Raw genomic sequence first — 15,427 nt, forward strand, 5'->3', positions numbered from 1 at the left:
AGACAACGGATCGTTATTTTTCAAACTGAATTGAAAAATAACTCTCAAGCTGCTATTATTTACCAGTTTTACCTTCTTTACGACGTACGAATTCGCCAACATAGCGGATCCCTTTGCCTTTATAAGGTTCTGGAGGACGAATTCCACGGATGTTTGCTGCTAATTCACCAACGTGTTCTTTGTTAGCGCCTTTTACAACTACTTGTGTATTCGAAGGTACTTCTACAGTTACACCAGCTGGTGGTGTAATTTCTACTGGATGAGAATACCCAACGTTAAGAACTAATTTAGTCCCTTGCATTTGAGCACGGTACCCAACCCCGATAAGTTCAAGACCTTTTTCAAAGCCTGTACTTACACCAACAACCATGTTGTTGAAGTTCGCACGAGTTGTTCCGTGGATTGTTTTCATATCTTTGCTATCGTTTGGACGAGTGAATGTTACTACGTTTCCTTCGATATTCATTGTGATATCAGCAGAAAATTCACGTGTTAATTCACCTTTAGGTCCTTTTACAGTAATGTTGTTTCCTTCTTGCTTGACCTCAACGCCAGCAGGAAGTTCAACGATTTTATTACCAATACGGCTCACTTAGAGACACCTCCTTGTGTGTTTTTTTAAATTACCATACGTAGGCGATTACTTCGCCGCCGATGTTTTTAGCTCTTGCTTCTTTATCAGTGATAACACCTTCAGAAGTAGAGATAATCGCGATTCCTAGACCATTCAATACTTTAGGTACTTCGTCAGATTTGACATAAGCACGTAAACCTGGTTTAGAGATACGTTTTAAGTTTGTGATAACACGTTCTTCGTTTTTACCGTATTTAAGGAAAACACGAATCACGCCTTGTTTGTCATCTTCGATATATTCTACATCGCGTACGAAACCTTCACGTTTCAAGATTTCAGCGATATCACGTTTGATTTTTGACGCAGGCACTTCTAAGCTTTCATGTTTAACCATGTTTGCATTACGAATGCGCGTTAGAAAATCTGCAATTGGATCTGTCATGACCATTGAACTATTTACCTCCTTTATGCGAGTTTACTTGTTTACCAGCTAGCTTTCTTCACGCCGGGAATTTGACCTTTATAGGCAAGTTCGCGGAAGCAAATACGGCAAAGATGAAATTTACGATAAACTGAATGTGGACGTCCGCAACGTTCACAACGAGTATATGCTTGTGTTGAATGTTTTGCAGGGCGTTTGTTTTTAGCAATCATTGATTTTTTAGCCACGTAGTTCGCCTCCTTTTATTATTTTTGGAATGGCATACCTAATTGTGTCAACAATTCACGAGATTCTTCATCTGTGTTTGCTGTTGTTACAATAACGATGTCCATACCGCGTACTTTATCTACTAAATCATAATCAACTTCTGGGAAGATTAATTGTTCTTTAACACCTAAAGTATAGTTACCGCGTCCGTCAAAAGCTTTTTTGCTTACTCCGTGGAAGTCACGTACACGAGGTAGAGAAACAGATACTAATTTATCTAAAAATTCGTACATTCTTTCTCCGCGTAAAGTAACTTTCGCACCGATTGGCATTCCTTCACGTAAACGGAAACCAGCGATTGATTTCTTAGCTTTAGTGATCAATGGTTTTTGACCTGTGATCAATGCTAATTCTTCAACTGCTTTATCTAAATTTTTTGCGTTTGAAACAGCGTCACCCACACCCATGTTAATAACGATCTTATCAACTTTTGGTGTTTGCATAACTGAACTATAATTAAATTTTTCCACTAATGCTGGAGTAATTTCTTTAATATATTTTTCTTTCAGGCGGTTCATTTAGTAAGCCCCTCCTTCCTTTTAATCTATTTATCTAAGACTTCACCGGTTTTTTTAGAAACACGGACTTTTTTACCATCGATTTCTTTGTAACCTACACGACCAGCTACACCTGTTCCGTCAATCACCATTACATTAGAAACATGAATCGGCGCTTCGACTTCTAGGATTCCGCCTTGCGGCGCTGCTTGATTTGGTTTTTGGTGTTTTTTCATGATGTTAACACCTTCAACGATGACTTTGTCTTTTTTAGGAAACGCTGCTAATACAACGCCTTCTTTATTTTTGTCTTTACCAGTGATAATTTTCACTTTATCGCCTTTTTTAACAAACATTACTGTTTCGCACCTCCTTTGATACGTGTCCTGATTATAATACTTCTGGTGCTAGAGAAACGATCTTCATGAAGTTGTTTTCACGTAATTCACGTGCAACAGGACCGAAGATACGAGTTCCACGCGGGCTCTTATCATCACGAATAATTACAGCAGCATTTTCATCAAATTTAATGTATGAACCGTCTGTACGACGAGCTCCTGATTTAGTACGAACGATAACGGCTTTTACGACTTCACCTTTTTTGACAACCCCACCTGGCGTTGCTTGTTTAACCGTAGCAACAATCACGTCACCAATATTAGCAGTTTTACGTCCAGAACCACCTAGTACTTTAATCGTTAAGATTTCACGAGCACCTGAGTTGTCTGCGACTTTTAATCGGCTTTCTTGTTGGATCACGATGTGTATCCCCCTTTCAGATTTTATGTTTCAATCTATATAGGAAAATCTCGTTTTTATTAGATAATAACTGCTTCTTCGACTACCTCTAGTAAACGGAAACGTTTTGTAGCTGATAATGGACGAGTTTCCATGATTCTTACGATGTCTCCAACTTTTGCAGTGTTGTTTTCATCATGAGCTTTGTATTTCTTAGAATATTTCATACGTTTACCATAAATAGGATGGTTTTTCTTTGTTTCTACGACAACAGTGATAGTTTTATCCATTTTGTCTGAAACAACACGACCTTGGTAAACTTTGCGTTGATTTCTTTCTTCAGTCATACGCGTTTGGCCTCCTTCCACTATTAGTTAGCTTGTTCACGCAATACTGTTTTGATGCGTGCAATCGATTGACGTACTTCTTTAATACGTGCAGTGTTTTCTAATTGACCTGTTGCTAGTTGGAATCTAAGATTAAATAATTCTTCTTTGAATTGCTTTTCTTTTTCAAGCATTTCGGCAGTGGTTAATTCTCTGATTTCTTTAACCTTCATTCGATTCACCACCCATTTCCTCACGTTTTACAATTTTGGTTTTCACCGGTAATTTGTGGGATGCAAGACGAAGTGCTTCACGAGCTACTTCTTCAGGTACGCCTGCGATTTCAAACATGATCTTGCCACGTTTAACTGGAGAAACCCAGCCTTCAGGAGCCCCTTTACCTTTACCCATACGAACACCGATAGCTTTACTTGTATATGATTTGTGAGGGAAAATTTTAATCCATACTTTCCCGCCACGTTTCATATAACGAGTCATAGCAATACGGGCAGCTTCGATTTGACGGTTAGTAATCCAGTGAGATTCAGTTGCTTGTAAACCCCATTCACCAAATGCTACTTCTTTTCCGCCTTTGGCTTCACCACGCATTTTACCTCTAAATTCACGACGGTGTTTTACACGTTTAGGTACTAACATGATTATTTCCCTCCTTTCTCAGTGTTTTTTTTCGTTGGAAGAATTTCTCCACGGTAAATCCACACTTTAACTCCTAATTTTCCGTAAGTTGTGTCTGCTTCTTCCCATGCGTAATCAATATCAGCACGCAAAGTGTGAAGTGGAACTGTACCTTCAGAGTAACCTTCTGAACGAGCGATATCAGCACCGTTTAAACGACCTGATACTTGAGTTTTGATTCCTTTAGCGCCTGAACGCATAGTGCGTTGGATCGCTTGTTTTTGAGCACGACGGAACGCAACACGGTTTTCTAATTGACGTGCAATTCCTTCGCCTACTAATTTTGCATCTAAATCTGGTTTTTTGATTTCAATGATGTTGATGTGAACTCGTTTACCAGTTAGTGAATTTAATGATTTTCTTAGGTTTTCGACTTCAGATCCGCCTTTACCAATAACCATACCTGGTTTAGCTGTGTGGATTGAAATATTCACACGATTTGCAGCGCGCTCGATCTCAATTGTAGACACAGCGGCATCAGCAAGTTTTGACGCGATAAATTTACGGATTCTTAAATCTTCGTGTAAGAACTCAGCATACTCTTTTTCAGCATACCATTTTGCATCCCAGTCGCGGATGATGCCTACACGCATTCCAATTGGATGTACTTTTTGACCCACTGATTGTCCCTCCTCTTAATCTTTTAAGGTTCGGTAGTCACTATCTTTTAATACTTAGGTATCAAAGATAATGATCCTCCTCTTATTAAGTGACGTCTGTTTAAAACAGATTATTTTTCTGATACTACTACTGTAAGATGACTTGTACGTTTATTGATTGGTGATGCTGAACCTTTTGCACGTGGACGGAAGCGTTTCATTGTTGGTCCTTCGTTAACAAATGCTTCAGATACTACTAAGTTTTCAACGTCTAAGTCAAAGTTATTTTCTGCGTTAGCAACTGCTGACATTAAAACTTTTTCAATGATTCCAGCAGATTTGTTTGGCATGAATTTCAAGATAGAAATTGCATCCGCAACGCTTTTACCTCTGATAAGATCGATTACTAAACGGGCTTTACGAGGTGAAGTGCGAACTGTTTTTGCAGTTGCCTTAGCTGATGTAATTTGTTCTGACATTTGCATTTCCTCCCCTCAAAATTAACGTCTAGTTTTCTTATCGTCGGCTCCGTGGCCACGATAAGTTCTAGTTGGTGCAAATTCACCTAATTTATGTCCTACCATGTCTTCTTGGATGTATACAGGAACGTGTTTACGTCCATCATATACGGCAATTGTAAACCCAACGAATTGTGGGAAAATTGTAGAACGGCGAGACCAAGTTTTAATTACTTTCTTCTTTTCGGCACCTTGTTGAGCTTCTACTTTTTTCATTAAATGCTCATCAGCGAAAGGTCCTTTTTTCAAACTACGACCCATGGTGAACCTCCTCTCAAAATGTACGACACATGGTCAAAAAAATTATTTAGTACGACGACGAACGATAAGTTTGTCTGATTTAGCTTTTTTATTACGAGTTTTCAAGCCGATAGCTGGTTGACCCCAAGGTGATACTGGAGCTTTACGTCCAATCGGTTGTTTACCTTCACCACCACCGTGTGGGTGATCGTTCGGGTTCATTACGCTACCACGTACAGTTGGGCGTTTACGCATCCAACGAGAGCGGCCTGCTTTACCAATGTTGATTAACTCGTGTTGCTCGTTACCAACAGCACCGACAGTTGCACGGCAAGTTGCTAAGATCATACGAACTTCACCAGAGTTCAAACGGATCAATACGTATTTGCCTTCTTTACCAAGTACTTGAGCACTTGTTCCAGCAGAACGGATTAATTGACCGCCTTTACCAGGTTTCATTTCAATATTGTGGACAACAGTACCTACTGGAATATTTTCCAATGGTAATGCGTTCCCTACTTTAATATCTGCTTCAGTACCGGAAACAAGGCGCATGCCTACTTCCAATCCTTTTGGTGCTAAAATGTATGCTTTAACTCCATCTTCGTAATGTACTAACGCGATGTTAGCAGAACGGTTTGGATCATACTCGATAGTTTTGACAACCGCTACAACGTTATCTTTATTACGTTTGAAGTCGATCATACGGTATTGACGTTTGTGACCGCCACCTTGATGACGAACTGTAATACGACCGTTGTTGTTACGACCGGCATGGTTTTTTAATGGCGCCAACAACGTTTTTTCCGGTGTTGATGTCGTGATTTCAGCGAAATCAGATGCTGTCATATTACGACGGCCATTTGTGGTAGGTTTGTACTTTTTAATCGCCACGTCTTTTTCCCTCCCATTTAATAGTTAAACATGGTCTGCTTATTCAGCAGCATCGAAAATTTGAATTTCTTTTGAATCATCTGTTAATGTCACAACAGCTTTGCGACGTTTTTTTGTATAGCCAGCGTGTTTACCCATACGTTTAAATTTAGGGCGCACGTTAATGATGTTTACGTTTTTAACTTTAACATCAAATGCTGCTACAACAGCTTGTTTTACTAAAGTTTTATTAGCACGAGTGTCCACTTCGAAAGTGTATTTCTTTTCGTCCATAGCAAGCATGGATTTTTCAGTGATCACTGGGCGTTTGATTACGTCTAGTAAGTTCATTATGCAAGCACCTCCTCAATTTGAGTAAGAGCAGTTTGTGTTGCCAATACTTTTGTATTAGAAACGATATCTAAAACACTTACGTTATCAGAAGTTACTACAGAAACGTTTGGTAGATTACGAGCAGATAATGCTGCAAAATCATTGCCTGTTTCTAAAACAACTAATACTTTTGTATCAATAGATAAGTTTGTTAAAACTTGTTTGAATTCTTTTGTTTTTGGTGCATCAAAGCCTAAAGCTTCAACTGCTACCAAGTTATTTTCAGCAACTTTATCTGATAATACAGATTTCATTGCTAAACGACGAACTTTTTTAGGAAGTTTGTAGCTGTAAGAACGCGGTGTTGGTCCGAAGACTACGCCACCTCCACGCCATTGTGGTGAACGAATTGAACCTTGACGAGCACGACCAGTTCCTTTTTGACGCCATGGTTTACGGCCGCCGCCACGAACTTCTCCGCGGTGTTTAACTGAGTGTGTACCTTGTCTTAATGAAGCACGTTGCATGATGATTGCATCGTAGACAACAGTTTCATTTGGTTCGATTCCGAAAATCTCTTCGTTTAAAGTGATTTCACCATTTTGAGTTCCATCTTGTTTAAATAATGCTACATTCGGCATTCCTTAGTTCCTCCTTTCCCTACGCTTATTTAGCTTTCACAGCTGATTTGATTGTGATTAATGATTTTTTCGCTCCAGGAATGTTACCTTTAATCATGATTACATTTCTTTCAGCGTCCACTTTAACAATTTCAAGGTTTTGAATTGTTACGCGGTTACCGCCCATACGGCCGGCAAGTTTTTTATTTTTAAATACACGGTTAGGTGCAACTGGACCCATTGACCCAGGACGACGGTGGTAACGAGAACCGTGAGACATTGGTCCGCGGCTTTGTCCGTGACGTTTGATAACGCCTTGGAATCCTTTACCTTTCGAAGTTCCTGTAACATCAATAATGTCTCCTGCTTGGAAAACATCTACCTTAATTTCTTTACCTACTTCATATTCTCCTAGCTCAACATTTTTGAATTCCTTAATGAAGCGCTTAGGAGCCGTGTTTGCTTTTGCAACATGACCTTTCGCAGGTTTGTTCGATAAAACTTCACGTTTGTCTTGGTAACCGATTTGGATAGCTTCGTATCCGTCAGTCTCAACAGTTTTCACTTGTAAAACTACGTTTGGCGTAGCTTCAACTACTGTTACTGGAATTAATTCACCAGACTCAGTAAAGATTTGTGTCATTCCCACTTTTTTTCCTAAGATTCCTTTGGTCATGAGTACACCTCCATCATCTTGATTTTATAGTTTGATTTCAATATTTACACCAGATGGTAAGTCAAGCTTCATTAAAGCATCAACTGTTTTTGGTGTTGGGTTCACAATGTCGATTAGACGTTTGTGCGTACGCATTTCGAATTGTTCGCGTGAATCTTTGTATTTATGAGTCGCACGAATAACTGTGTAAAGCGAGCGTTCTGTTGGTAATGGAATTGGTCCTGACACGTCAGCTCCAGTTCTTTTTGCTGTTTCCACAATTTTATCCGCTGATTGATCTAAAATACGGTGTTCATACGCTTTTAAACGGATACGAATTTTTTGTTTTGCCATCTTGTTCCCTCCTTCGCCTATTTTGAAAGTAGACATAGCTCCACGAAAATTTTTCCGTCACGCTCGTTCGTGGCAAAGCGTCCGGGCGTGTCGCAACCTCTCGTTTCTTAGCCGGTAGATCAAAAGCTTGATTTACCAATGCTTTTTACACTTCTGTAAATAGCACCTTTGTAATTATATTATAGAAACATAGTAATAGCAAGGATTTTTTCAAGAAAATGACATTTTTTTTCAGACTACTTTCCCCTGACTGCTCTCCCTAGTTTAGCAACCTTTGATAATCTTTATTTATTAATAGAAAACGACAGCTTAATTTCCTTCTTCGTATAATTACACCCAAGCTAATTCTTTAAAATTATCTTGACGTATATCGAGGTTCGATATACAATAACAATACGATATATCGAACCTCGATATAAAAAGGTGGTCTATTTAATGGAAGAAAAACTAAGAAAAATCTATGTACCAATGACCGAAACCGGTTTTTACATCCTATTCTCATTAAAAGAAGAACGTCACGGTTACAGTATCATTCAGTACGTAAAAAATTTAACGAATCAAGAAATTATCATTAGTGCAGGGACAATGTACGGTAGTCTTAGTAAAATGGAAAAAGATGGGTTGATCCAGGCAACAAAAGAAGAAAACAGGCGTAAAAGCTATTTAATCACAGAACTGGGAAATGAGATCTTACTCCATGAAATCAATCGAATTAATAGATTATACAAAAACAGTATAGGAGCGAAAGTAAATGAAGAATAAAAAAATAATAAAATGGTTCGGTTTAGCTGATTTTTCCAAAGAGGAAGTCTTTTTGCAGCAGCAACATGAGCAAGGGTGGAAAATGGTTGATTTAAAACTCCCTTTCAGTATCTATATTTTTGAAAAATGCAAACCTGAAGACTATGTATACCAACTAGATTTCAAACCAGAAGAAACAGATACCGACGAGTATTTGCAACTTTTCCAAGATTGCGGTTGGGAATACTTCTATAAATTTGGCTGCTGGTATTATTTCAGAAAACCAAAATCTGAAACGATAGAGGAAAACGTCATTTTCAGTGATGCGCCCTCTCGTGCCGAAATGGCAAAAAAAGTAGTAAAGTTCCAAAGTATATGCATTGCCGCTGTTTTGTTCCCTGCACTCTGCTTGTTCCCTACACTATTAAATAGAAGCGAAGAAAAAAGGAGTATGCCCGTTGTTTTCTTGTCAATATATGCGATTATTCTATTTCTTTTAATTGGGATTCATTTAACAAATTTTTTGAAGCTCAATCGCATTATCAGAAACGATAAATAGTTACCCGTCCCCAGATAAACACCTTCTAAAAAACGTTACTACTTCCACCCCACTCTATTCCTTCATAAATAAAAAAGCCGGAGGGAATTCCCTCCGGCTTACGTCCGAGTACGCCGATGTTTTACGTCGGTTTTATTGCTTTATATTAATCTGTAATTATTTAACGATTTCAGAAACAACGCCTGAACCAACAGTACGTCCGCCTTCACGAATAGAGAAACGAGTTCCGTCTTCGATAGCGATTGGGTGGATCAATTCAACGTCCATTGCAACGTTATCACCAGGCATTACCATTTCAACGCCTTCTGGTAATTCAACTACACCAGTTACGTCAGTTGTACGGAAGTAGAACTGAGGACGGTAGTTAGTGAAGAATGGAGTGTGACGTCCGCCTTCTTCTTTTGATAAAACATAAACTTCAGCTTTAAATTTTGTGTGTGGAGTGATTGAAGCAGGTTTTGCCAATACTTGTCCACGTTCGATATCTTCACGAGCAACACCACGTAATAACGCACCGATGTTATCGCCAGCTTCAGCGTAGTCTAATAATTTACGGAACATTTCAACACCTGTAACAGTTGTTTTAGATGTTTCTTCTTTAATACCAACGATTTCGATTTCGTCACCAACGCGAACTTCTCCACGTTCAACACGGCCTGTAGCAACAGTACCACGTCCAGTGATTGAGAATACGTCTTCGACTGGCATCATGAATGGTTTGTCAGTATCACGAGTTGGAGTTGGGATGTACTCATCAACTGCAGCCATTAATTCCATGATTTTTTCTTCATATGAAGCGTCGCCTTCTAAAGCTTTCAAAGCAGAACCAGCGATAACTGGAGTGTCGTCACCTGGGAAGTCATATTCAGATAATAAATCACGAACTTCCATTTCTACTAATTCTAATAATTCTTCGTCATCTACCATATCCATTTTGTTTAAGAAAACAACGATGTATGGTACACCAACGTTACGTGATAACAAGATATGCTCACGAGTTTGAGGCATAGGACCATCAGCAGCAGATACTACTAAGATAGCTCCATCCATTTGTGCAGCACCAGTGATCATGTTTTTAACGTAATCCGCGTGTCCTGGGCAATCCACGTGTGCGTAGTGACGAGCATCAGTTTCATACTCAATGTGAGAAGTGTTGATTGTGATACCACGTTCTTTTTCTTCTGGAGCGTTATCGATATCAGCATAGTTTTGAGCTTCACCGCCACCGTGTTTAGCTAACACAGTTGCAATTGCAGCAGTTAATGTAGTTTTACCATGGTCAACGTGTCCAATAGTACCAATGTTTACATGGGGTTTAGAACGGTCAAATTTTTCTTTAGCCATTTTAAATGTTCCTCCTAAAATATATGAATTTTATTTTATTTGATAGATAGTTTACAGCTACCTGATCATCTTTAATTAGTTTAACCGAAATCGGTAGAAAATCCTAGTCATAAATAAGCATAAGCCAATTTCTTAACTATTAAGCGTTGTTTCCGCCATTTTTCTTGATGATTTCTTCTTGTACAGATTTTGGTACATCTTCATAGTGGTCAAAGACCATCATAAACGTACCGCGACCTTGTGTTGCTGAACGTAATGTTGTAGCGTAACCGAACATTTCAGCTAGAGGCACCATCGCATTAACGATTTGTGAGTTACCGTGTGCTTCCATACCTTCAACACGTCCACGACGACTTGTAACGTGTCCCATAATATCACCTAAGTAATCTTCTGGTACAGTGATCGTTACTTTCATCATTGGTTCTAAGATAACTGGGTTAGCTTTCTTAGCAGCCGCACGTAGAGCCATAGAAGCTGCTACACGGAAGGCTGTTTCATTTGAATCGACATCATGGTATGAACCATCATAAAGTTTTGCCTTAATATCAACTAATGGGTATCCAGCAAGAACACCGTTGTTCATTGATTCAGCTAAACCTTTTTCAACCGCTGGGATGTATTCACGAGGAACCACACCACCGACGATAGCATTTTCAAATTCAAAACCTTTTCCTTCTTCGTTTGGTGTAAATTCAACCCAGACATGTCCGTATTGACCTTTACCACCAGACTGACGTACAAACTTACCTTCTGCCTGCGTTACAGGAGCACGGAAAGTTTCACGGTATGATACTTGTGGAGCACCAACGTTAGCTTCAACCTTGAACTCACGTCTCATACGGTCTACTAATACGTCTAAGTGCAATTCGCCCATACCAGAGATAACTGTTTCACCAGTTTCAACGTTTGTTTCAACGCGGAATGACGGATCTTCTTCTGCAAGTTTTTGCAGAGCTACACCCATTTTATCTTGGTCAGCTTTTGATTTAGGTTCAACAGCAACTTGAATAACTGGTTCTGGGAACTCAATTGATTCAAGAATAACTGGTGAATCTACCGCACATAAAGTATCACCAGTTGTTGTATCTTTCAATCCAACAGCGGCAGCGATATCTCCTGAGAACACTTTATCGATTTCTTTACGTGTGTTCGCGTGCATTTGTAGAATACGACCGATACGTTCTTTTTTGTCTTTAGAAGCGTTCAATACGTATGAACCACTTTCAAGGACACCAGAATAGACACGGAAGAATGTTAAACGACCTACGAATGGGTCAGTCATAACTTTAAATGCTAGTGATGCAAAAGGTGCTTCGTCATCAGCAGGACGAGTTGTTTCTTCGTCTGTTTTAACGTCGATCCCTTTGATTGCATCGATATCTAGTGGTGATGGCAAGTAGTCAAGAACTGCATCAAGCATTAATTGAACACCTTTATTTTTAAAGGCAGAACCAGCCATTACTGGGAAGAACTCAACGTTGATCGTTGCTTGGCGGATACCCGCTTTTAATTCTTCAATTGTAATTTCTTCACCGTCTAAATATTTCATCATTAGGTCTTCATCAGTTTCAGCAACAGCTTCAACTAATTTTTCACGCCATTCAACTGCTTGATCCATATATTCTTCTGGAATTTCAGTTTCTTGGATGTCTGTACCTAAGTCATTTGTATAGATTTCAGCTTTCATCGTAATTAAATCGATGATCCCTGTAAAGTTATCTTCTGAACCAATTGGCAATTGGATTGGATGTGCATTTGCTTGTAAACGATCATGTAATGAGTTTACAGAGTATAAGAAATCCGCACCGATTTTATCCATTTTGTTACAGAAAACAACACGTGGAACTTTATATTCAGTCGCTTGACGCCAAACTGTTTCAGTTTGAGGTTCCACACCTGATTGTGAATCAAGAACGGTTACAGCACCATCCAATACACGTAGTGAACGTTGAACTTCAATAGTGAAATCCACGTGTCCTGGTGTGTCGATGATGTTTACACGGTAACCTTTCCATTCTGCCGTTGTTGCGGCAGAAGTGATCGTAATACCACGTTCTTGCTCTTGTTCCATCCAGTCCATTTGTGATGCACCTTCGTGCGTTTCACCAATTTTATGGATTTTACCAGTGTAATAAAGGATACGCTCTGTTGTTGTTGTTTTACCAGCATCAACGTGAGCCATAATTCCAATATTACGAGTTTTTTCTAACGAAAATTCTCTTGCCATTCTAGGTTGTTCTCCTCTCTTTATTTAGATCGATTGTAAAGTGACTGTCTGTTGTAAAGTTAAATTACATACAGAGAGGATCTTACCAACGATAATGTGCAAACGCACGGTTAGCGTCCGCCATTTTATGTGTGTCTTCACGTTTTTTAACAGAAGCACCAGTGTTATTGGCAGCATCCATGATTTCTTTCGCTAGACGTTGTTCCATTGTATGTTCACCGCGTAGGCGAGCATAGTTAACAACCCAACGTAAACCTAAAGTTGTACGACGTTCTGGACGAACTTCAACTGGTACTTGATAGTTAGAACCCCCAACACGGCGAGCTTTTACTTCTAGTACAGGCATAACGTTTTTCATTGCTTGCTCGAAAACTTCCAATGGATCGTTACCTGTAGATTCTTTGATGATATCAAATGAATTATAGATGATATTAGCAGCAATCCCGCGTTTTCCATCAACCATTACACGGTTGATTAAGCGAGTTACTAATTTTGAGTTATAAATTGGATCTGGTAAAACATCGCGTTTTGTAACAGGACCTTTACGTGGCATCCGTAACTCCTCCTTCCGAAAATTCTTTATTATAGATTACCTTAGTGATTGTCAAATTATTTAGCTGCTTTAGGCATTTTAGTACCATATTTAGAGCGGCTTTGTTTACGATCTGTAACACCAGCTGTATCAAGCGCACCACGTACGATATGATAACGTACCCCTGGTAAATCTTTTACACGTCCACCGCGTAATAATACCACGCTATGTTCTTGTAAGTTGTGACCGATCCCTGGGATATAAGCTGTTACTTCGATTAAGTTAGACAAACGAACACGGGCATATTTACGTAAAGCTGAGTTCGGTTTTTTAGGTGTCATAGTTCCCACACGAGTACAAACCCCACGCTTTTGTGGTGAATTTACGTTCGTTTGAGATTTTTTGAAGCTATTATATCCTTTGTTTAACGCTGGTGAATTAGATTTCTCCACCTTTGATTTACGAGGTTTACGTACTAATTGATTAATTGTAGGCATTCCTTGTTTCCTCCTTCCTCATTTCGCATCTAGTCCCACACATCCAGGTGGTTCTTTTTTAGCGATAAAAAATAATGCAATCTCTGCACTCATTATCAAATATGCTTCGATAGACAGTCAGCACGTCTCCAACGAGAGACCTGTAGATAAAGCACCTTTGCTAGGATAGCATGATAATACGAGGATGTCAACCACTTGCCGCCTTTTTTCTAGTAAATTGAGCACTTTTTTTCTTTTTTAGTTAAGTTAATAATTTAATAGAAGAAAATTGACAGTTTCATAAATCATTCTATCTTTTTTTTCCATTTAACGGTACAATATCTTTGATTATTTGAAAGGGGTAAACAAGTAGATGAATCTTAAACAAATGGCAGGGATCGAAGCAGCAAAATATGTAGAAGACGGTATGATCGTAGGACTAGGTACTGGATCTACTGCAAAATTTATGGTAGATGAAATCGGGCGTCGTGTGCGAGAAGAAGGATTATCAATCATTGGTGTAACGACCTCAAAAGAGACTGAACGTCAGGCCCAAGAACTTGGTATTCCTTTAAAAGGTATCGATGAAGTTCCTTATGTAGACTTGACAATTGATGGAGCAGATGAAATCAGTGAAGATTTTCAAGGAATCAAAGGCGGTGGCGCTGCCTTATTATTTGAAAAAATCGTTGCGACGTATTCAAAAAAATGTATTTGGATCGTAGATGAATCAAAACTTGTTAAAAAATTAGGCAAATTCCCATTACCTGTTGAAGTGGTTCCATACGGTAGTCAACAGTTAGTTCATCTGTTCAAGGAACAAGGATACGCTCCCGTTTTAAGAACAACAGACGCTGGACAAATTTTAGTCACAGACGGTGGGCATTACATCATTGATCTTCATTTAGAAGAAATCACTGATCCCATCGCTTTAGGTACCTATTTAGATCAGTTAGTGGGGGTCGTTGAACACGGTTTATTCCTTCAAATCGTTTCCACTGTGATTGTCGGCGGAGAATCTGGCCCTAAAACAATTCATGTTCCATAACAAATTATTTGAATCTGATTTGAAAATGAAGGAAAACATTAAAATAAGATAAAAAAACAACTATCATTCCGTTCATTTTTATGCTACATTTTTAGTATCCTATTTTACTAGAAAGGGCGAACAATGAAAACAATTGGTTATGCACGTACAACAATCACTGATAATGATTTAGAGGCTCAAATCAAAACATTATCTGACTTTGGCTGCGATGAGATTCATCATGAATCTTTCGACATTACAAATGACAAGCATCTAATTTCTGAGCTTGAGACTGTTCTAAATCTTTTAAACGCAGGAGACACTTTGGTTATCTGCCGCTTAAACCGCTTAGGACGTTCAACCCGTCAATTAACGGAACTGACACAAAAATTCAAGGGATCTGGCATCAATCTGGTCAGTCTTGATGAAGAAATCGATACTCGTGATCCGATGGGGGAAATTTATTTCAAATTAATGAATGGTCTAGCTATGATGGAATGCGACCTGATTAAAGAACGGACTTTGGTCGGACTAAGTACCGCTCGCAAAAAAGGCAAAATCGGCGGACGACCTAAAATAGATGAACGGACAATCAAAAAAATTCGTTACTTATACCATGAAAAAAAAGAAACGATTCAGTTTATTTCTTCTAAATGCAATGTATCTGTTGGAACTTGCTACAAATACATCAATTTATCTGAAGTTGATTTGGCAAAGATTTCTCAAGAATAATAGAGATTCAGTAACAGTAATATCAACCGTGTGATCAGAAGCTGTTCCTTCGGAAAT

At 38.9% G+C, this 15,427-nt stretch carries 25 protein-coding genes; 4 read left to right on the forward strand and 21 right to left on the reverse strand.

Translation table 11 applies throughout. The features are described 5' to 3' along the window. Nucleotides 1–55: 55 nt before the first annotated feature. From rplF to rpsJ, 17 genes are all read right to left on the reverse strand, one after another. Nucleotides 56–592, reverse strand: coding sequence for a 50S ribosomal protein L6 (gene rplF / locus I580_RS10615; protein WP_010770627.1), 537 nt, complete (start codon nucleotides 590–592; stop codon nucleotides 56–58). Nucleotides 593–623: 31 nt separating this feature from the next. After that, entirely contained in the window at nucleotides 624–1,022 is a 399-nt protein-coding gene (gene rpsH / locus I580_RS10620; protein ID WP_010770626.1) for a 30S ribosomal protein S8, read from the reverse strand. Between the two features lie 35 nt (nucleotides 1,023–1,057). Next, nucleotides 1,058–1,243: a type Z 30S ribosomal protein S14 gene (locus I580_RS10625; protein ID WP_002356214.1), complete on the reverse strand. Its 186-nt coding sequence runs from the start codon at nucleotides 1,241–1,243 to the stop codon at nucleotides 1,058–1,060. Between the two features lie 18 nt (nucleotides 1,244–1,261). Further along, entirely contained in the window at nucleotides 1,262–1,801 is a 540-nt protein-coding gene (rplE, locus tag I580_RS10630; protein WP_010770625.1) for a 50S ribosomal protein L5, read from the reverse strand. Between the two features lie 26 nt (nucleotides 1,802–1,827). Further along, nucleotides 1,828–2,136: a 50S ribosomal protein L24 gene (gene rplX, locus I580_RS10635; protein WP_010770624.1), complete on the reverse strand. Its 309-nt coding sequence runs from the start codon at nucleotides 2,134–2,136 to the stop codon at nucleotides 1,828–1,830. A gap of 34 nt (nucleotides 2,137–2,170) precedes the next feature. Beyond that, nucleotides 2,171–2,539 carry a 50S ribosomal protein L14 gene (gene rplN, locus I580_RS10640; RefSeq protein WP_010766218.1) on the reverse strand — a complete coding sequence of 123 codons (369 nt, stop codon included), beginning with the start codon at nucleotides 2,537–2,539 and terminating at the stop codon, nucleotides 2,171–2,173. Between the two features lie 59 nt (nucleotides 2,540–2,598). Continuing rightward, nucleotides 2,599–2,865, reverse strand: a complete 267-nt coding sequence (rpsQ, locus tag I580_RS10645) for a 30S ribosomal protein S17 (protein ID WP_010761681.1) — start codon at nucleotides 2,863–2,865, stop codon at nucleotides 2,599–2,601. A 23-nt stretch (nucleotides 2,866–2,888) separates the two neighbouring features. Next, nucleotides 2,889–3,077, reverse strand: coding sequence for a 50S ribosomal protein L29 (gene rpmC, locus I580_RS10650; protein WP_010766220.1), 189 nt, complete (start codon nucleotides 3,075–3,077; stop codon nucleotides 2,889–2,891). Then, nucleotides 3,067–3,501 carry a 50S ribosomal protein L16 gene (gene rplP, locus I580_RS10655; protein WP_002356208.1) on the reverse strand — a complete coding sequence of 145 codons (435 nt, stop codon included), beginning with the start codon at nucleotides 3,499–3,501 and terminating at the stop codon, nucleotides 3,067–3,069. Before rplP ends, rpmC begins: the two co-directional genes overlap by 11 nt. A 2-nt stretch (nucleotides 3,502–3,503) precedes the next feature. Beyond that, nucleotides 3,504–4,160 (reverse strand): 30S ribosomal protein S3, encoded by a 657-nt coding sequence (gene rpsC, locus I580_RS10660; protein ID WP_010770623.1) that lies wholly within the window; start codon nucleotides 4,158–4,160, stop codon nucleotides 3,504–3,506. Between the two features lie 110 nt (nucleotides 4,161–4,270). Continuing rightward, on the reverse strand, nucleotides 4,271–4,618 hold the full coding sequence (gene rplV / locus I580_RS10665; RefSeq protein ID WP_010761685.1) for a 50S ribosomal protein L22: 348 nt from the start codon (nucleotides 4,616–4,618) through the stop codon (nucleotides 4,271–4,273). A gap of 21 nt (nucleotides 4,619–4,639) precedes the next feature. Further along, nucleotides 4,640–4,918: a 30S ribosomal protein S19 gene (rpsS, locus tag I580_RS10670; RefSeq protein ID WP_010770622.1), complete on the reverse strand. Its 279-nt coding sequence runs from the start codon at nucleotides 4,916–4,918 to the stop codon at nucleotides 4,640–4,642. A gap of 42 nt (nucleotides 4,919–4,960) precedes the next feature. After that, entirely contained in the window at nucleotides 4,961–5,791 is an 831-nt protein-coding gene (gene rplB, locus I580_RS10675; RefSeq protein ID WP_010770621.1) for a 50S ribosomal protein L2, read from the reverse strand. 39 nt (nucleotides 5,792–5,830) lie between these two features. Next, nucleotides 5,831–6,121 carry a 50S ribosomal protein L23 gene (rplW, locus tag I580_RS10680; protein WP_010761688.1) on the reverse strand — a complete coding sequence of 97 codons (291 nt, stop codon included), beginning with the start codon at nucleotides 6,119–6,121 and terminating at the stop codon, nucleotides 5,831–5,833. Next, on the reverse strand, nucleotides 6,121–6,744 hold the full coding sequence (gene rplD / locus I580_RS10685) for a 50S ribosomal protein L4 (protein ID WP_010770620.1): 624 nt from the start codon (nucleotides 6,742–6,744) through the stop codon (nucleotides 6,121–6,123). The genes rplW and rplD overlap by 1 nt, the downstream gene beginning before the upstream one ends. A gap of 25 nt (nucleotides 6,745–6,769) precedes the next feature. Then, nucleotides 6,770–7,399, reverse strand: a complete 630-nt coding sequence (rplC, locus tag I580_RS10690) for a 50S ribosomal protein L3 (protein WP_010761690.1) — start codon at nucleotides 7,397–7,399, stop codon at nucleotides 6,770–6,772. A 24-nt stretch (nucleotides 7,400–7,423) separates the two neighbouring features. Next, nucleotides 7,424–7,732 carry a 30S ribosomal protein S10 gene (rpsJ, locus tag I580_RS10695; RefSeq protein ID WP_002389727.1) on the reverse strand — a complete coding sequence of 103 codons (309 nt, stop codon included), beginning with the start codon at nucleotides 7,730–7,732 and terminating at the stop codon, nucleotides 7,424–7,426. Between the two features lie 435 nt (nucleotides 7,733–8,167). Between rpsJ and I580_RS10700 the strand changes: the two genes are divergently transcribed. Together I580_RS10700 and I580_RS10705 are read left to right on the forward strand one after the other, a co-directional pair. Continuing rightward, complete coding sequence (locus I580_RS10700; protein WP_010770619.1) at nucleotides 8,168–8,494, forward strand: PadR family transcriptional regulator; 327 nt, start codon at nucleotides 8,168–8,170, stop codon at nucleotides 8,492–8,494. Then, on the forward strand, nucleotides 8,484–9,032 hold the full coding sequence (locus tag I580_RS10705; RefSeq protein WP_010770618.1) for a DUF2812 domain-containing protein: 549 nt from the start codon (nucleotides 8,484–8,486) through the stop codon (nucleotides 9,030–9,032). Before I580_RS10700 ends, I580_RS10705 begins: the two co-directional genes overlap by 11 nt. A gap of 156 nt (nucleotides 9,033–9,188) precedes the next feature. Here the strand turns inward: I580_RS10705 and tuf are convergent, their stop codons facing one another. The 4 genes from tuf to rpsL form a co-directional block, all read right to left on the reverse strand. Then, nucleotides 9,189–10,376 (reverse strand): elongation factor Tu, encoded by a 1,188-nt coding sequence (gene tuf, locus I580_RS10710; RefSeq protein WP_010770617.1) that lies wholly within the window; start codon nucleotides 10,374–10,376, stop codon nucleotides 9,189–9,191. Between the two features lie 139 nt (nucleotides 10,377–10,515). Beyond that, a complete protein-coding gene (gene fusA, locus I580_RS10715; protein ID WP_010770616.1) occupies nucleotides 10,516–12,603 on the reverse strand; it encodes an elongation factor G in 2,088 nt (695 codons plus the stop codon). A gap of 82 nt (nucleotides 12,604–12,685) precedes the next feature. After that, entirely contained in the window at nucleotides 12,686–13,156 is a 471-nt protein-coding gene (gene rpsG, locus I580_RS10720) for a 30S ribosomal protein S7 (RefSeq protein ID WP_010761695.1), read from the reverse strand. Nucleotides 13,157–13,212: 56 nt separating this feature from the next. After that, entirely contained in the window at nucleotides 13,213–13,632 is a 420-nt protein-coding gene (gene rpsL / locus I580_RS10725; protein WP_010761696.1) for a 30S ribosomal protein S12, read from the reverse strand. A gap of 352 nt (nucleotides 13,633–13,984) precedes the next feature. On the opposite strand from rpsL, the gene rpiA reads away from it, so the two are divergent. Beyond that, on the forward strand, nucleotides 13,985–14,659 hold the full coding sequence (gene rpiA / locus I580_RS10730) for a ribose-5-phosphate isomerase RpiA (protein WP_010770615.1): 675 nt from the start codon (nucleotides 13,985–13,987) through the stop codon (nucleotides 14,657–14,659). Between the two features lie 123 nt (nucleotides 14,660–14,782). Beyond that, nucleotides 14,783–15,370: a recombinase family protein gene (locus I580_RS10735; protein ID WP_010770614.1), complete on the forward strand. Its 588-nt coding sequence runs from the start codon at nucleotides 14,783–14,785 to the stop codon at nucleotides 15,368–15,370. Nucleotides 15,371–15,427 lie beyond the last annotated feature (57 nt).

Source organism: Enterococcus caccae ATCC BAA-1240 (assembly GCF_000407145.1).
GTDB classification, from domain to species: domain Bacteria; phylum Bacillota; class Bacilli; order Lactobacillales; family Enterococcaceae; genus Enterococcus_L; species Enterococcus_L caccae.

Excerpts from the sequence above, each read along its gene's own strand:
- rpsH (WP_010770626.1), bottom strand. The coding sequence starts at position 1,022 with ATGGTCATGACAGATCCAATTGCAGATTTTCTAACGCGCATTCGTAAT.
- rplE (WP_010770625.1), bottom strand. The coding sequence starts at position 1,801 with ATGAACCGCCTGAAAGAAAAATATATTAAAGAAATTACTCCAGCATTA.
- rplX (WP_010770624.1), bottom strand. The coding sequence starts at position 2,136 with ATGTTTGTTAAAAAAGGCGATAAAGTGAAAATTATCACTGGTAAAGAC.
- rpsQ (WP_010761681.1), bottom strand. The coding sequence starts at position 2,865 with ATGACTGAAGAAAGAAATCAACGCAAAGTTTACCAAGGTCGTGTTGTT.
- rpmC (WP_010766220.1), bottom strand. The coding sequence starts at position 3,077 with ATGAAGGTTAAAGAAATCAGAGAATTAACCACTGCCGAAATGCTTGAA.
- rplP (WP_002356208.1), bottom strand. The coding sequence starts at position 3,501 with ATGTTAGTACCTAAACGTGTAAAACACCGTCGTGAATTTAGAGGTAAA.
- rplV (WP_010761685.1), bottom strand. The coding sequence starts at position 4,618 with ATGTCAGAACAAATTACATCAGCTAAGGCAACTGCAAAAACAGTTCGC.
- rpsS (WP_010770622.1), bottom strand. The coding sequence starts at position 4,918 with ATGGGTCGTAGTTTGAAAAAAGGACCTTTCGCTGATGAGCATTTAATG.
- rplW (WP_010761688.1), bottom strand. The coding sequence starts at position 6,121 with ATGAACTTACTAGACGTAATCAAACGCCCAGTGATCACTGAAAAATCC.
- rplD (WP_010770620.1), bottom strand. The coding sequence starts at position 6,744 with ATGCCGAATGTAGCATTATTTAAACAAGATGGAACTCAAAATGGTGAA.
- rplC (WP_010761690.1), bottom strand. The coding sequence starts at position 7,399 with ATGACCAAAGGAATCTTAGGAAAAAAAGTGGGAATGACACAAATCTTT.
- rpsJ (WP_002389727.1), bottom strand. The coding sequence starts at position 7,732 with ATGGCAAAACAAAAAATTCGTATCCGTTTAAAAGCGTATGAACACCGT.
- I580_RS10700 (WP_010770619.1), top strand. The coding sequence starts at position 8,168 with ATGGAAGAAAAACTAAGAAAAATCTATGTACCAATGACCGAAACCGGT.
- I580_RS10705 (WP_010770618.1), top strand. The coding sequence starts at position 8,484 with ATGAAGAATAAAAAAATAATAAAATGGTTCGGTTTAGCTGATTTTTCC.
- tuf (WP_010770617.1), bottom strand. The coding sequence starts at position 10,376 with ATGGCTAAAGAAAAATTTGACCGTTCTAAACCCCATGTAAACATTGGT.
- fusA (WP_010770616.1), bottom strand. The coding sequence starts at position 12,603 with ATGGCAAGAGAATTTTCGTTAGAAAAAACTCGTAATATTGGAATTATG.
- rpsG (WP_010761695.1), bottom strand. The coding sequence starts at position 13,156 with ATGCCACGTAAAGGTCCTGTTACAAAACGCGATGTTTTACCAGATCCA.
- rpsL (WP_010761696.1), bottom strand. The coding sequence starts at position 13,632 with ATGCCTACAATTAATCAATTAGTACGTAAACCTCGTAAATCAAAGGTG.
- rpiA (WP_010770615.1), top strand. The coding sequence starts at position 13,985 with ATGAATCTTAAACAAATGGCAGGGATCGAAGCAGCAAAATATGTAGAA.
- I580_RS10735 (WP_010770614.1), top strand. The coding sequence starts at position 14,783 with ATGAAAACAATTGGTTATGCACGTACAACAATCACTGATAATGATTTA.